This window comes from Ekhidna sp. ABH4_415, assembly GCF_056161305.1.
This window is the reverse complement of record NZ_JBSWYW010000009.1, coordinates 1-18,149: the sequence shown is the minus strand read 5'-3', so window position 1 is coordinate 18,149 and position 18,149 is coordinate 1. Positions and strand designations below refer to the sequence as shown.

The 18,149-nt window shown below is 40.7% G+C and carries 3 protein-coding genes; 2 read left to right on the top strand and 1 reads right to left on the bottom strand.

The window, feature by feature from the left end; translation table 11 throughout:
- The first annotated feature begins 124 nt into the window (after positions 1–124).
- Together ACXAH9_RS15415 and ACXAH9_RS15410 are read left to right on the top strand one after the other, a co-directional pair.
- On the top strand, positions 125–2,311 hold the full coding sequence (locus tag ACXAH9_RS15415) for a hypothetical protein (protein ID WP_474895751.1): 2,187 nt from the start codon (positions 125–127) through the stop codon (positions 2,309–2,311).
- A 23-nt stretch (positions 2,312–2,334) separates the two neighbouring features.
- Positions 2,335–8,172 (top strand): BspA family leucine-rich repeat surface protein, encoded by a 5,838-nt coding sequence (locus tag ACXAH9_RS15410; RefSeq protein WP_474895750.1) that lies wholly within the window; start codon positions 2,335–2,337, stop codon positions 8,170–8,172.
- A 225-nt stretch (positions 8,173–8,397) separates the two neighbouring features.
- On the opposite strand, the gene ACXAH9_RS15405 is transcribed toward ACXAH9_RS15410, so the two are convergent.
- On the bottom strand, positions 8,398–18,135 hold the full coding sequence (locus ACXAH9_RS15405) for a T9SS type A sorting domain-containing protein (RefSeq protein WP_474895749.1): 9,738 nt from the start codon (positions 18,133–18,135) through the stop codon (positions 8,398–8,400).
- Positions 18,136–18,149 lie beyond the last annotated feature (14 nt).

Below are 18,149 nucleotides of genomic sequence, written 5' to 3'. Positions count from 1 at the left end.
CTCTAAATAGGACTGCTTATACATTGGTTCTTCGTTTGAAGACTTTCTAGCGTACTTTAAGTTACATTTGAATAGACTGTCTGTGACAGATATTCATAATTAACACTCACTAATACCTAATCACATGAAAAAAAATCTCTTATTTATTGGCCTTGCCATGGGCTGGCTGGTTGCTTTTGCTCAAACAACTATAAGTGGACCTACAACTGCAACTACTGGCCAACAATCTACATACTCAGTTAACACGCTTGCTCAAAATTCCTCTTGGTCAATTTCACCTGGTGGCAATATTTTTAGTGGACAGGGTACTCATAGTATAACAGTTCACTGGAATTCTGCAGGATCATACACTATTAGTTATTTTGAAAATGGCAATCTCTTGGATACGCACCAAGTTTCTGTTACCCAAGGTTCCGGCGGTGGCTCCTCTTCCCCATGGACTGAAGTAAATAATGAAGTTTATTACACTGGCAATGTGGGTATTGGCAATACGAATCCTGCATATAAATTAGATGTAAGTGGTACAACACGAATCTCCGGATCACTGCTTACTTCTGATAAAATACAAGTAGATGGTAACACAGTCATTGACAACAATGCAGGATGGCACAGATCTTATGGAAGCACCGGTTGGTACAATGGTACTCATGGAGGAGGTATTTATATGCAAGATGGTACCTGGATCAGAACCTATGGCAATAAAAGTTTTTATCATAATACAGGAACCATGCGAACAGATGGGACTTTCCAGGTAGGTCCTGGTGGTGATCGGTTTTATGTCAATACGTCTGGAAATTCTGCCTTGTCGGGCAATTTCTCTGCGGGCGGAATAATCACGGCTCAAGGTGGAAATTCAAATAACTGGAACACTGCGTACACCTGGGGGGATCATGCCTCCGCTGGTTACTATAAATCTGGATCAAATGCTAATCTAGGTAACGTAGATGCCAATTACTTTGATGTAAAAGCAGGCCATGGTAGAGGGTTGAGATTCTGGAATAGCAATGACTATAAAATTCATATGGGAAATGTATCTGAAAACCATTATGGGCCAGTGCAAGATTATTCAATCAAAATGAACATGAATAATAACGCAAACAGAGGTTGGACATGGGGTGTGTCAGGAGCAACGCCTGTTGCGGCGATTAATACCCAGGGCCATATGCAAATAAAAGGAGACTTTACTACGGAAGGCAAAGTATTTATTGGCAGTTCAGACTCATATTTCTACCGTGATCAAGCAAACAGGATTGCAACACCTGATCAGTTTTATGTACAAAGTTCGAGTCCTGCTACCTACTTATACTCCACAAATACATACCTAGGTGCAGGTAGTGGAGATAATATTCATCTAAGAGGAAATACTTTTTCATGGACTTCTGGAGGTGGCGGAATAATAAATGCCTCTGGAAATGTAGGCATTGGAACTACCGCTCCTGCTTCAGGATATAAGCTCGATGTGAATGGTGCGATCAAGGCTAGCGGCGGAAATTCCAACAATTGGAACACAGCATACACTCAAAGGGGATCCCAGATTGCAGGGACAGGGCTGAACTGGTCGGGGGGTAAATTGAACGTTACGGGAGTGAATACCGATGACCAGGTGATTGATGTATTCTCCTTATCCGGCACTACTTTAAGTCTATCCCTGGAGTCAGATGGTCAGGCGACCAAGACAGTGAATCTTGCATCCATAAATACGGACAATCAAGACCTAACCTTGTCTGGAAATATCCTATCTCTCACAAATGATGCAACCACTGTTGACTTATCCAGCTTTTTAGATAATACCGATAATCAGTCAGCAGGTGAGGTTCCATTTACCTCAATTTCGGGACTGACTGCTAGCGACGTGAGTGCAGCCTTAGATGAAATAAACACACGAATCAATAATAGCGAAGGAGGAATCTGGACTGAAACATCAGGTAATATCTCCTTCTCCACCGGTCAGGTCAGTATAGGTACCGTTTCCACAAAGACGGATTATGAACTTTCAGTTGGTGGTGAAATTGTGGCTGAAGAGGTGCTTATTCAATTTGAAGGAGACTGGCCGGATTATGTCTTTGATGAAAAATACAAACTGCTTTCCATTCTTGACCTGAAGGCATTCATTCAAGAAAATCATCATTTACCTAATGTACCATCGGCCGAAGAAGTAAAAGAGGAAGGCATTGAGGTTGGAGAAATGAACAAAATTCTCCTGGAAAAAATTGAAGAGTTGACACTTTACATGATCAGGCAATCGGAAGAGATTGAATTGCTGAAAAAAAAGCTGGAGCAATTAGAAGAACGTCCATCTTCAGGTAAATAAGTAGTGACCATAAACTAGAACAGATGAAAAAGCTACTTATTTCGTTAGCCATATTATGCTGGGTTACTTCACTATTTGGACAAACTGTTGAGATAGTAGGCAATGCCAGCAAGAACCAAAATGAAGGAGTCTCCTACCTTGTTTTGGATCAGTTGAAGTTGACTCAGGGATTTCAGGCCAAAGCATCGGATGGTGAGTTCTTTTCAAGAATGACGGAGGAGGTATTTAGAGATGCTTTCATAACCAGATGGAAAACAGATAATCAGGGTCAATCAGCCAACACCCAAATAAACATTCCAACATCCGGAAGTGGCTATAATTACACGGTGAAGTGGGTAAATAAAAGTGACCCGTCGTTAAGCGGAGTTGATGGACCATTTCATGGAAGCACCACCATTAACCTTCCAGTGGCTGGAGAATATATCGTTTTCATAAAAGGGGATTTTCCAAGGATTTATTTTGACAATCGTGGAGACCGATACAAAATTCTTTCAATAGAACAATGGGGCAATATATCATGGACTTCCATGAACAAAGCTTTTTACGGATGTAGCAATTTATCTATAAATGCCGAAGACGGCCCTGACCTGAGCCAGGTTTCGGACATGTCATATGCTTTAGCAGGAGCGGCCAGTTTTAATGATGCGATAGATCATTGGGATGTAAGCAACGTAACAGACATGTCCTTCTTATTCTCTAATGCATCTTCTTTTAATCAAAATTTAAACACATGGAATACTGGCAATGTGAGTAATATGGCAAGTATGTTTAGTCATGCCACGGCCTTTAATGGCATAATTAGCTCATGGAATGTAAGTAGTGTCCTAAACATGTCATACATGTTTAACAACACTCCTTCCTTCAATCAGAATATCGGAAATTGGGATGTGGGTAATGTTGTAAACATGTCGTACATGTTTAATAATGCATCATCCTTCAACCAAGACATAGGGGGTTGGAGTGTTAGTAGTGTGACCAATATGTCCTTTATGTTTAAGGATGCCAGCTCATTTAATCAGGATTTACAATTGTGGAACGTAAGTGCTGTCTCGAACATGAGAAATATGTTTCAAAATGCAACCGCGTTCAATGGAGATATAAGCTCGTGGAATGTATCCAATGTCACAGATATGTCTTCCATGTTTATGGGAGCCAGTGCTTTCAACCAGGACCTTAGCAGCTGGATAACAAATAATGTTACCAACCTGAGCAGTATGTTCAGCTATGCCAGCTCATTTAACGGGAACATAGGCACTTGGGATATCTCTAATGTTGTCAATCTGGGCAATATATTCTTTCGAAGTGCCATATCGATTCCAACTTATGATCAAATATTGATTGGTTGGGCTGCCAATCCAACAACACCAACTGGATTAAATATTGGTGATTTTGAACAACATTATTGTGAAGGTGATGCAGCTCATCAGTATTTAGTTAATAACTTATACTGGACTTTGAATGATGATGGAAGGTTTTGTCCAAGTACGCGCCCATTCATTACAAGGTGGAAGACGGATAACCCTGGCACCAGTGCCAATGATGAAATAACGATACCAACGGTGGGATCAGGCTATCGCTATAAGGTTGGTTATAGAAAGATTGGTGAACCGGAGTTTGTGACATTCAATAATATTTATACTGGAAGCATGACATTTAGAGCATTTCCAGCACCCGGTGAGTATGAAATAATGATCTCCGGTGAATTCCCAAGGATATACTTTAATGATGGAGGTGATAAAGAAAAATTGCTCTCGGTCGAACAATGGGGAGACATAGAATGGACAAGCATGAATTCTGCTTTTGAAGGATGTAGCAATTTAGTCATTAATGCATCTGACGATCCAGATTTATCAATGGTGTCAGACATGCATGCCATGTTTGAAGGTGCTTCTCAATTAAATCAGAGTTTACAAACCTGGAATACCAGTACGGTAACCGACATGTCTAGCTTATTTAAAGATGCCACAAACTTTAATCAAGACTTAAGTACCTGGAATGTAAGTAGTGTGGTAGATATGTCATACATGTTCGAAAATGCGGCTTCATTTAATCAAAATATAGGGTCATGGCAAGTTGATAATGTTACTGACATGTCTATTATGTTCAGGAATGCAACCTCGTTCAACCAGAATATTGGAAGCTGGAATGTAGGCAATGTATCTACTATGGCTGCTACCTTTCAAAATGCTAGTTCATTTGATCAGAATTTAGGAAGCTGGGATGTTCAGAATGTTACCAGCATGGTGGACATGCTATCGAACAGTGGCTTGCGTACTGGAAACTATGATTTATTGCTGGAAGGATGGTCCAATTTAGGCTCTTTGCAAAGTAACGTTACTTTAGATGCAATCAACTTAGTTTATTGTGAATCTGATGAATTCAGAGATATCCTTTTGCAATCATTCGACTGGAATATCAATGATGCTGGTTATGGCTGTGCAATGAGTACACCTTTCATAACAACCTGGAAATCTGATAACATAGGAGGGTCAGCTGATAATCAGATAACAATAAATATCAACGATGATATTCTATATGAAGCTAATTTTCTTTTTCCTGACAACAAGAATATTTACAGCTTCTATGTTGATTGGGTTAATGTCAACGATCCAACTTCCACTGGATCGGAAGGTCCTTTCAACAATACAGCTACAATCACTTTCCCTGTTTCCGGAACCTATCAAATTTCAATTTCTGGAGTGTTCCCTGCATTTAAAGCAGGATCGGATGCAGGTAAGTTGATCTCAGTGGATCAATGGGGCGACAATCAATGGCTTTCAATGGAAGAAATGTTTAAGGGTGTATGGAATATAGATTTAACCACTTCTGAAACTCCAGATTTAACCAAGGTTACGACTCTGAAAAGCATGTTTGAAGGAGCTGCTATACAAGGTGATCTCCAAGCCTGGAACACTTCCAGCATCCTGGATATGTCAGAAATGTTTAAAAATGCCTTGACCATTCCTGACGTCACAAATTGGAATGTAGAAAACATATCCAATTTTAATGAGATGTTTTCTGGCGCTACTTCTTTTAATCAGGATATTGGTTCATGGGATATAAGTAGTGCTACCAATATGTCAAATATGCTATCGAACTCAGGACTTAGCGTCAAAAATTATGACAGAACCATAATAGGGTGGGCTAGACTGGATGCCGGAGAAAATCAGATCCCAGTTAATATAGTTCTCACGGCCTTAGGCCTTCAATACTGTAGCAGCGCGAGTTCTAGAGCGACATTAGAAAACAGTTTCAATTGGACCTTTTTTGATGATGGCTCTGTTTGTTCGGGGCAACCCTTCATAACAACTTGGAAAACTGACAATCCTGGAACTTCATCTGTCACACAAATTTCAATCCCCACAAATGGAACAGACTATAATTATTATGTGAATTGGGAGGAAGTTGGTAATGCATCCAATAAAGGAGGAATAGGACCATTTGATGGAAACGCTACAATCGATTTTCCGAGCTCTGGAACCTACCGCGTAGAAATCTCCGGTCTATTTAATCAAGTTTACTTCAATAATAATGGAGACAAAGAAAAAATACTTTCAATAGAACAATGGGGCGATGCTAACTGGAATTCTATGAGTCATGCATTTATGGGATGTAAAAATCTTACCATACCTGCGTTAGATGCACCAGATTTATCCAGAGTAAATGACATGTCATATATGTTCTATGATGCATTTGTTCTTAATGACCCCATTGGGCACTGGAACGTCAGCACAGTAAATGACATGTCTTACATTTTTTATCAAGCCTCAGCATTTAATCAAGATATCACAAACTGGGATGTAAGTGCTGTAACAAATATGTCAAATATGTTCAGCTATGCTCATGCGTTTGACCAAAACATAAGCACATGGGATGTGAGCAATGTTTTGAATATGTCCTACATGTTCTTAAATGCAAGCTTATTCAACCAATCAATTGATAATTGGAATGTTAGTAGTTTGGATAATGCAACCGGAATGTTTAGCGGTGCTTTATCTTTTAATCAAAACTTAAATAATTGGAATACTAGCAGTTTTACATCCGTTAGCTCAATGTTCGCTAATGCTACAAATTTTAATGGCGATATAACATCTTGGGATTTAGGCAATGTAATATCTCTAGCTGAAATGTTTAGAAATGCATCCAGTTTCAATCAAGACATTAGTTTATGGGATGTCTCGAATATCAGAATTTTCGCAAACATGCTTAATGGAGCTTCTTCATTTGATCAGAATTTAGGTGACTGGAATCTCTCTCCATTTCTATTTGATTTATCTGGTTTACTTACGAATACTAATCTATCAGTTGAAAATTATGATGCAACGTTGATTGGGTGGAATACTCTGGATGGAGATGAAATTGGAATTCCCCAAGGCGTTTATCTCGATGCGGACGGTCTCATCTTTTGTAATGGCAATATTGCGAGAAATTCCTTGATAAATTCGAATAGTTGGACCATAAGAGGAGATTTACGAGTATGCCCCGGATTCACTCCATTTATTACCACATGGAAAACAGATAATTCAGGTACTTCAGCAAGTAATCAAGTGATTATCCCCACTAGAGATGGTGGATATCAATATCGTGTAGATTGGGAGGAAGTAGGGAATTCGTCCAATAGTGGAAGTTCGCAGGTCTTTGATGGAGATGGCGTAATTGACTTTCCTGTAGGTGGTACTTATCAGCTTACAATTTGGGGCGATTTTCCACGGATTTACTTTAATGGAACTGGAGATAAGGATAAAATCCTAAGTATTGATCAATGGGGAAGCCAACCATGGATCTCTATGAACAATGCATTTAATGGTTGTTCAAATTTGACGATGGTAGCAAATGACATTCCGAATTTTGCTAACCTATCCGACCTGTCGAGAATGTTCTTTAATGCTACTTCATTTAATGGAAACCTTAGCAATTGGGATGTTAGCAATGTTATCGCCATGTCACAACTTTTTAGCGGAGCGACTTCCTTTAATCAGGATATCAGCACATGGAATGTAAGCAATGTCACCTCTATGTCCGGCTTGTTCAAAGATGCAATCCTCTTTGATCAAGATATCAGTGCATGGGATGTAAGTAATGTAACCTTCATTTCAAGCTTGTTTGAAGGCGCAATATCATTCAATCAAGACATCAGTACTTGGAACGTTGATAATGTCAAAAACACTTATAGAATGTTTAGAAATGCTACTTCCTTTAATCAAAATATTGGTGGATGGAACACAGGTGCCATAGAGGATTTCTCTGAAATGTTTGCCGGTGCAACCGCATTCGATCAAAATCTATCTGATTGGGATATTAGTAGTGCCCGGATCATTGTGACCCCATTGATAACGCATCAACCAATGGATCACATGTTCGACAATTCAGGAATATCTCAAGCTAATTATGATGCTTTGCTGATAGGCTGGTCTACCTTAAATGTTGGTGAATCTCAAATTCCAGCGAACATTGAACTAGGTGCAGGTGGACTCGAATATTGTAACGACACAGGCCGTAATGTTCTAATCAACACTTACAATTGGACCATCATTGGAGACGCGCTGAATTGCCCGCCCCCACCTGTTATGGCTCAAACTGGAGAGGAAGAATCATCAGAAATCGTACTCAACACGGAGGCATCATTTGAATACATCCTCTACCCTAACCCAGCCAGTGATTTTATTGAGCTTGCTGGAGATGTGCACAATGCCACAATCAGTATCTTCGATCTGAAAGGAAATGAGGTTGCAGTATTCGAAAATGGAAACTCAAATTCCATCACGATTGATACTTCAAATATCATAGATGGTGTCTACCTCCTTAGAATTCAAACAGCCCTTGGTACTGCAAGTGAGCAGAAGCTGGTGATAAAACACTAAATGCTGAGAATTAAATATAGCTAATCGACAAACATTGGAAACTCTTAGAACAGCACCGATGATAACGTGATATACTAAGTCTTTAATATCATTCTGAGTGAAGCGAAGGATCTAAAAAGGTGTGGAATAACTGGAAGATGCCGGAATAAATCCGGCATAGACATAAAAGTAAAAAGCCCCTGATGAATAGTCATCAGGGGCTTTCTTTTTAATTAATGTACTCTCCTAGTGAATCACCATAATTCGCTTGGATTGTCTCTTGCGATCTTCCGCAAACAGATGGATGAAGTACAAGCCCGAAGGCATCTCACTTGTTTGAACCGTCATGGTTTTGGTTCCTTTTTCCAGCTCACCTTTCAGCACCTCTCTACCCGCCTGATCAAAGATCACCCATTCCGTTTTCTCTCTCAGTATGTCTGCAAAATCTACCGTTACTTCCTTATCGGCCGGGTTAGGATACACAGAGAAATCAGTCAATTCATCCAAACCAAGAGCAAGCTGTGTATTCGGATTAGATAAACCCAGCACGGTAGATTGCAACACTTGCTTTGTTCTTAAATTCTGAACATAAGCAACAATGGTCAGCGTATCCATCACATACATATTGGATATTGGCCAGGTCATGTTTTGAATACTCAGAACATCATTCACTGCTACGGCTCCTTGTTCGAACTGACCTGCCGGACTAGGCAGCATTTTACGCATTACATTGGTAATGACATCATTCACCTGATACAGTCCAATGGGCCCCATGGTGTTGTCGACTGTGATTTCCGGTTCCAGAATCGCCAGGAACAACCCAAGTTTGGTATTAGGGTTAGTCAATTCTGATATAGCCGTGAAGTCCGCTCCAACCGTCAATACATTATCAGCATCAATCGAAGCATTGATGTTAATATCAAACCCCGGGTTAACCAATTTGGCATTGGTCAACTGGGCAGCTATACTGCCTGCCAGCTGCGCGGCATTCCCGATGTATTGTGCATCACCGGAAATTGACATACTTGGGATATCTTCAATACCGTAGTATGAGCTTCTTGCTCCAGGTGCCGAAGTATTTCGTTGGTTAAGAACGTCTTTATCTGCCCCACTATTCGCAAAATCAGTGAAATAGTTGATTCTTAATACATCATTACCATTGAATATGGCTGCATTATCGATTACTCCATTGATATCATAACTAGCCTGACTCAGTGTAGAGGAGAATTGCTCGATTAGCACCACCTGCTCTCGTTCGTAAATTTGAACCAGGTCAAAAGCAAAACCATTTTTCGTTTTTGGTGTAGCCTGGGCAGCCAAAGCAAAGCGGAACCTCACATATTGTTCCTGACCTGCCGGTATGGCTAAAGGTGCAATAGCCTCTTTCCAGTCACTATCCAATGCCCAGCCTATTCCCTGCGCGTTATTTGCATTCGATAATGGTCCTGGGGATGAGGTACCCGGTGCACTTGTAATTGCTTCTCTGTTATACCAGTTTGGCGTGGACTTCAGTCCTGCTGGCTGAGAATCATTAAAACCACCAACATTGACCCATGTTCGGCCATCATCCACAGACATCTGAAAAACAACGCCATCCCTGAATGTTTCAAAGTCTTCATATCGCATGAAGCTAATGGTTGGAGCCGAAAACGCTGATAAATCAAAGGATGGTGAATAAACAAATGAAACTTCCGATGATTGGTAACCATTCGTATAAACTGCATTGGATCCGTCAAAAGTAGTGCCTCCTGTTGAATCAGGAACATTGGTTCCGATTTCCCATGATGTAGTCAACGTATTTTCTTTTCCATCCAGTGAAAGCGTCTCAATCGTCCATCCACCAGCACCCGATTCAAAATCTTCAGTATATGTAGTAATACTCGGTATATGATCAATGATATCAATGCTTCGCGTTGTAAGATCAACTTCACATCCGGCAGTTGTTCTCATAATTAGTCTTAATGGGTAGTTACCAGCCCCAGTAAAGCTATAGCCAGGTGAACCTGTATTATAGTTGTAGTTGAGTGGGAAGGTTGGATTTGTTTCAACAAATTGTGAAACACCATTTACAAAAAACTCAACGTAGTTCACATCACCATCCGGTAGGGTGGCGTTATCCTCGGTAATTCTAAAATCAGTGCCAGTTGGACAATTAGCTGTTGTACCCACCCATGAAATGGCCGGTACTGGTGCTACCCCAACGGTGATTGACGTGGAAATTGACTTAAAACATCCCCGTGTATTGTGAGTAATATCCACTCTCACATTCGAAGTACCTGCGATGTTATTTGAACTTAGCTGATTATCACCTACGATGGTACCTTCAAAAGCAGCATTGATATACCAGTCAAACGTATAATCCGCCACATTGAGTCCTCCTGCCAATGGAACCTCCAGCACCACTGTCTCATCAGCACAAGCCGTCACTGAGTTAATCGTTTCGCCTACCACTTCAGGAAGAGGGTTTATAATCATATTTTTAGTTACAGAATATTCACAACCTGCAGTTGATGTATAAGTATACTCTATCAAATAACTTTGCTGAGGATTATATTCATCGCCAGGACCGGTTCCCTGATAAGTATCTGCATCTATAACAGCTTTTCCTTGCGTGGTAGATGCCGCTGCTCCATCAACCGTAAATGCTCCGGAAAGTAGCAATGTTCCATCAGATAATGTTCCTTGCAATTCAATTCCTGTCTCATCGTAGCAAAATTCTTGATTATCAGCATCTATTCCATTTAATGTAAATGAAATATCAGGATCTGGGTATAAGGTTAATGTTTCTATATGAGTACCAATACAATTAACCCCCGGAGCATCATACTCAAAATAAACATCCAAAACGACCGATGGCCCTCCTAGGAAATCCGTATCTCCTCCTCCAGCTATAAACCAAGAATCCAAATCCACTGTCGGGAATCCGGTACCGGTTGCTGGAACGACAGGAGCCCCAGGATCAAGATCAATCACCGTTGTAGTTCCTGTCAACCTTACCTCATAGTGCGTTATATCACCACTCAACACTGGTGTTCCGTCTTCATTTAACACCATTTGGAAATCTCCACGCGAATCATCATAACAATACTCATTAGTAAATGTAGTAGGACCTACAGTTGAGCTCGGCATAGTCACGGTCAGCTCATCAAGATCTGAAAACTCAACTTGAATAAATATTGGGGGACCTTCACATCCCACATATCCATCAATTGCATCATCAATATCTGTACGCTGAGTAACTTCAAAATATCTTACACTGCCGTCGGAAACATCGGATAAACCCATGCCCAAATCATCGAATGTAGGTCCACTGGCTGCATCTCCTGCGGTTGTAAACAAAAAGGTTTCATTATCGCCATTTAAGTCAGTTTGATACCAAATATATTCCTTCGAGGCATCAGGAGTGTAACTTGAAGATACATCTAATGTAGCCAAAGGATCATGCCCAGAGATACAAATATTATAAAGCACATCATCTCCTGCGTTTTGATCAACTATAGTAATGCTAGGAGTAATTGTGAGAACTTCTGTTTCAATAGCATGGACCTCTATGGTGAAATTAACAGGATTACTTTCACAACCAGGAAAAGTAGTCTCATCACCTATTTGAGCTATTCTTGTCAATTGAAAGTCGTATACATCTACAATGTCTCTATCAAAAGTTGATGCAGAACTTTCAAGATCATCAATATTAAGAACGTCTCCATTTGTTATTCTTAGCACTTCGCCAATTCCCACTTCATATAGCACGTATTCATCAATACCTGCATTGGACAACTGAAGGTTATCAAAAGATTCTCCTTCGCAAATATGTATTTCAGGTGCTGACAGAGCAGCAATGTCACTATTGTTTGGCGCTGGAGGAACTGAGAGTACGGTAATATCAAACTGAACTAGTTCACTTTCACAGCCACTAAAGGTATTTCCCTGCCAATTAATCCCTCCAATGGCAGAAGCATCATTCCATACTTGGGAAATAAATATAGTCTTGGTTATGTTATTCGCAGCTAGCCCTCCAAAATCAGCAGCATTTAGTGTACTTGATGAAATAGTGTTTATCAATACATTACTGGCATCATAAATATTAAAATAAGCATTATCATGACCTGGGGAAGCATTTGGATTTGAAAGAGAGGCATCCAATGTATTTAATAAAATAGGACTATAGCCAGCGTCAGAACAAAACTCATAAACATATCTACTTCCATCACCGGATACGTCCTCATTATTCCCATTAGTTACTGGAACAGGAACATCTGTATCATCATAAATAAAAACTTCGATTTTTCGCAGTGGGGAAACACACCCATTTTCAATACGTTCAAACCAGAAGGTAGTCACAGTTCCGGGAGTAGGCACCTGCGTACCTCCAGTATTGGGATCATCAAAAGCAGTAGCTACAGGAATAAATCCCTGGTTTCCTTGTAAAAGACTTGTCTGATCTGCCCAATACCAATTATAATTATAATCCCCTGCAATATCATCTCCAACAATAAAGCTCATGTCAGCGACATTACAAAACTCCATCATGATCGTGGACATGCTATTGTTCATATCGGTATTGTCATACCATACTGCTCCATTCCAATTCGCATCATGGTTGGTAAACAAATCAGGATTTGTAGCAGGCGGATAAATCACTACCTCATGAACCGAGTACCCTACAATATCGGCTGGGGTAAGGGGTTCTGTTTCGTAAAGGATTCTATAGGTGCCGTCTTCTCCTTCAACATCAGTGGCGGTTCCATTTTGATTTACATCTGAAGGGTCAAAATCATTTTGTTCATTTCCTCCCCCTTCGGAAAAATCTGCATACAAGGTGTATTCATAGATATCAAAAGACAGCTCAGCACCATTATTATCCGTGTAAACTTCTACGGTAATTGGTAAAGTGTAATCTGATGCATCAAAAAAGAAGGTTTTCTCTCTGAAAGGAACATTTCCTATTTGAGCAACAATATTGCCCCCAGCATCTCTGAGTCTGAAGTATCTATTCTGTGCATCAATAAAGTTGATCCCGTCAGCGCCATCATCATAAACATCGATCATATAGATTCCACTGACATTAAGAGCAGGTACGAAAGTTTGATAGGTATTGCTTAGCAAGGAACCAGCGGTAACAGAAAGAGTAGGTGTGGCGCTTTTCTCATAGATGTAATACCCATTGTCAGTAGTTCCAGCTTCATTCTCTATGATTGGAGTAAATGACGAATTGAATGCCGGATCATCAATAGGCCCATCAAAACCACTTGCATAGGTGACCTCCCTGTTTAAATTAAATCCAGCATCATTATAACAATAGGCAGCATCTATGTTCGTAATTGAGACAAGCGGAGCTCCATAAACCAACAATGTCTGCCTGGTTTCTAAGACTGGATTACTCAGATATCTTCTTGCAACAAAGCCCACTCCCGATCCATCAGGAATTTCAACGTGACCTCCGCTACTATTTCCATATAACGCAGTGTTTTTAAAATTATTCCACGAATCAAATGGGTTGTCGAAGTGTGTACTTCTCGGATCAAAGATTTCAACGTATGGAGGTCTTCCACTATTTACGTAGGTATTTTCATAGTGAAAAAAGTTAGCAGTATTACCTTGATATAGAAATTGATTAAAGTTCAATGTCTGACCAACTTCCCAGTTTGACTCATCAAGTGTTAACGTAATTGGCAAATCATCAACTCCAAGTACATCAGTTGGTAAATTAAGTTCCAAATAAGTTTGTGATGGATCATTTACAGTAAAATTGGTGGTTAAATCAAAAGAATCACCTGTTACATCATTCGATATTGAATATGTAATTACATGGGTAGTCCCTCCTGCAGCTACAATTGATGGATCGAATATCACCTCAAGCTCAGTGGCTGAAGGATTTGTAACTGCTATTCCTGCTCCAGTAACCGTAGCTGTAGTTCCACCTGGTTGAGAGAGATATAATGTCACAGGATCATTATCCGAAACGAACGTTCTGTCAACAAAAGAGTTTTCATCAAAAGGGCTTGGTCCAATGTCTTCGTAAACTAAAACTTTGAGACGCATCGGTGCATTTAAACAGGTGCCATTGTAGTCGTAGACATCAATAGAATATAGTCCGGGTCCGGTTATACCTAAATCTGTATTTGTAACTGACGAAGCATTCGTTATATAAGTATCTGTTGTTGCATTCCACCACTGCGCTTCAATTCCATTTGGAGAAGCTACAAATCCAAAAGGCGCTAAATATCCAGATCCTGCAAATGGAGTAGACACAGTCGCAAAATCACCGTCTGCTCCAGTCATGGTTTCTCCGGATGCAACCACATCGCTAAAATTATATATGGTCACCTGTGTTCCTGTAGAGGATCCAGGCAAAACTTGTGCGGTTGCACCTCCAGAAAAAGTAACCGTTTCATCGTCTACAAAAGATCCATTTCCAACAACGGTAATAGCTCCGTGCGGAATAACTACCGTAGGAATATAGCTTGCTACCCATTCAGTCACAAAAGTGCTTCCTACTGTTTCCTGAACGCTAGTAAAAGTAGCTTCAGTCGGATTGCTCTCAAATGTACCATATACATTGCTGCCTACTGAAATGGATAAATCACCGCCGGATCGGTATAGATCTTCTGGAGGACTGACAGCAGAACCTGTCGCACGCACCCAAAGATTGGATATCCGAATTTCATCCTGTGAACTAGAGGAGTTATAGGTTGGTATGTCGATACGAAGCGATGTTGTACCTACGTAAGTAACGTTGACAGTATTGTCAAGGTCAGTTGTAATCGTGCTGCCGGTTAAAGCAGGAACTTCGGATATGTCGAACTCAAAGCCAACAGGCAAGCTTAGAATGATATCTCCAGCAGAACCAAACCCGCCAGGTGTAGCTGGAGCTTCCGCGATGATGATAGGGTCTGTCACTAATTGGAAGTCAGCTCCCACACACATTGATTCCAACCCTGCAGGAGTAATAACCACACCACCTGTAATTGTCAATTCATTATTTGTATCATCCGTACCAATATTTGCATTTGCATCAATGGTTGTAAGCACCACGTCATACGTTCCTGTGGTTAGGTCTGAAGGCAATGATCCTGCCGCAAGTGTCCAGGTACCATCTCCGTTATTTGTTGCTCCTACGGTATTGCCTCCTACTGAAACTAACACTGTTGCGTTTATATCATCAATATCCCCATCAATCTGAGGATCTGTAACTGCCGTGCTGAGTACATCAACAGTAGAATATGGAGCAGCCCCATCACTAGTATTCGTAAATGTTTGTGCAATATTATTTGCAGCTCCAGCTGTTTGATCTTCTAAAATATCTGCAATCACACTTACGTCGAAGGTCACATCGGTATCATAAACTCCTGCTCCTGCAATTTCAGTAACTCCTAAATTGATGGTTTGTGCATTTCCATCAAAAGTGATCGATCCGTCAGTAGTGTAAGATGACCCTAATGTAAAGCTTCCGGCAGCTATAGCTATATCATTAAATGGCTCTGAATAGGTAATTAATAGCTCGTCAATCTTACCATTCAAGTCAGTATCTTGTGTTTCCGCAGATAGTATGACTGGGCCTGCGGCATCACCTGGAGTTATTGATCCTCCATTGAATAAATTACCACTTGGCAAATACGGAGCGAGCACCTCAGCATCATCTTCTAGAGTTCCTGCTGAATAGACCAAATTACCTACAACTGCAGTTCCTGTGTAGCTATCAAAAAGCAATCGGAATGTATCATCATTCGGAGTACTACCAGTATCAAATCCGCTAGGAACGATGGAATTGAATTGAAAGTCTGAAAGTGTTACTGTTGCATCTTCGATCCCATCAGGCATTACCACTTCAACCTCATCAATATTACCATCTCCATCCGTATCATAAGCAGTAGCAGTTGCATTATTAAAGGCATTCGCATATAAGTCAGGTAAAGGAAATTCAAATGAGTAGGTTCCCGGCATTTTAGCACCATTGCTTCTTCCTTTAATTTGGTTCTCATTTCTTGGAGAAAATGTATAGGTCTCCACTCCTCTGAATTCTTCAGAAATATCATTAAACTGAACCCTGTAAATGGCACCAGCATAATTATCATTATTAGATAAACGATTCCCGGAACCATCATGCCACTCGATATCAGTATTATTATCATCTCCAATTACTACTGGTGAACCATTTTCTGTATAGTCCACACACAGTTCATCTGATGTACAATCTGAATCCCCATTTGTATATTCACCTGTATTGATACGACCATTATTGGAATTGGCCATTTGAGGACTTCTATCCGTGTCATTATCTCTATACAATCCATCTAAAAAGGTCAATTCTATGTAACCTTGGAGAGGTGATGCCTGAGTCGTTACCCATTGCGCAGATGAGACTATCGGCACAGTAGTCACATCATTCAACACAAGGTTTCCAGTGGTCACTGTTGTATGTGCAAGGCCTACCAGGTCTTCTAGTGTCCCGTTCTGAGTACTAACATTAACGAAATCACCTGGATTATCATAATCTCCAAAAGCAGGATCAATAAGTAATGAAAATTGAATGGTATCCTCAGAAGTCGTGATGGGATCACCAGAAAAATCAGTTAAGCTTGATACAGAAATATCAGTTGTAACAACATTCCCGTCAATCACAGTGAATAAACCAAGAGTGATGTTGTCTATACCAGGATTAGAACTGGCGTAGACTTCTTCAGAGAATACCAATTGCACATAAGCATTTGCCCCTTGCAATTCAAAGTCATAAACCACGGGTGCTGCTCCATCAGTAGTTCCTGTAAAATCTTGGGCAACAGCTATCGTTATTGGCTCTGCATCAGCTATCGCTCCAGCTAATAATTGAATATCAGGTGTAACTCCTGTGTCAGGGCTTCCCCTTTCATTCAAGTTAATCGTAGCTCCATTCGGAGAATTAAAAATAACCTGACCAGCAGGAACGGTGTACGTATAGGCACCATCTGTTATAACAAAGTCACCTCCATTAGCATCAAGCGTACCCCCATTAATATTTTCAGAGAACGTTACAGTTATAAAATCAATCTCTCCACTTATTGCATCTGCTGTTCCTCCATCGCCAGTTACCGCGGTAAGAATTGCGGGCCCAGCTAGATCAACAGGAGTGAATGCATTGCTAGCCGCAAGGTTTCCAGCTTCATCTGCTAAAGTTCCTGCTGTATATGAAACTGTTTTTGCCGTAGTTCCGACAATCGGAGTGGTAAGAACCAATGTGACTAGGTTGTCTGTAAGATTCATGTCCTGCCCATTATTCGCCGGTAGAGTTATATCAACCGTGAAAGAGGCAGCTGATCCATCAATCATAAAATGAGCTGGATTCACCGATGATTCATCAATATCTTCAGAAAAAACTAATACTATCTCATCAATAGAACCATCTTGATTGGTATCAAATGATCGTGCTTCTGAGAAAGTTGGTATTTGAGTGTCAATCACAAATGAAGGTGAAGTGTCTCCAATATCTGCATTGCCCACCACGTCGGTAGCTCCGCTCGAAGAAGACACTACGGCCGTCTCTGCGCCAATTTCTTCTACTGTGCCATCATGATTAAACGTTTCTGTCCAGATCGTATTGCCTCCTGACCAGCCACCATCACCTGCCGTCGTAAAATTGGCGCTTGTACTAAAAGTAATGGTCGGGTTGGTTCCCGGATTCATTGCCTCATCATACGTTACGGTAACTACTTGAGCCAAATCACCTAGAAAGATCGGATCACTATCTACTGTTACCGTTGCTGAAGGTGATTGGGTATCCAACACAAAGGAAGGGGAGCCACCTCCAATATCGGCGTTTCCTACTACGTCCGTTGCACCACTGGAAGAAGTGACTACTGCAGTCTCTGTAAAGAATTGTTCTGAGGCTCCACTATGATTGAAGGTTTCTGTCCAGATCGTATTTCCTCCTGACCAGGCACCATCACCTGCTGTGGTGAAGTTTCCGCTATTGCCAAAGGTAATCGTAGGATTGGTCCCAGGGTTCATCGGCTCATCATAGG

Coding starts and splice junctions, on each gene's coding strand:
- ACXAH9_RS15405 (WP_474895749.1), bottom strand. CDS start 18,135: ATGAACCCTGGGACCAATCCTACGATTACCTTTGGCAATAGCGGAAAC.
- ACXAH9_RS15410 (WP_474895750.1), top strand. CDS start 2,335: ATGAAAAAGCTACTTATTTCGTTAGCCATATTATGCTGGGTTACTTCA.
- ACXAH9_RS15415 (WP_474895751.1), top strand. CDS start 125: ATGAAAAAAAATCTCTTATTTATTGGCCTTGCCATGGGCTGGCTGGTT.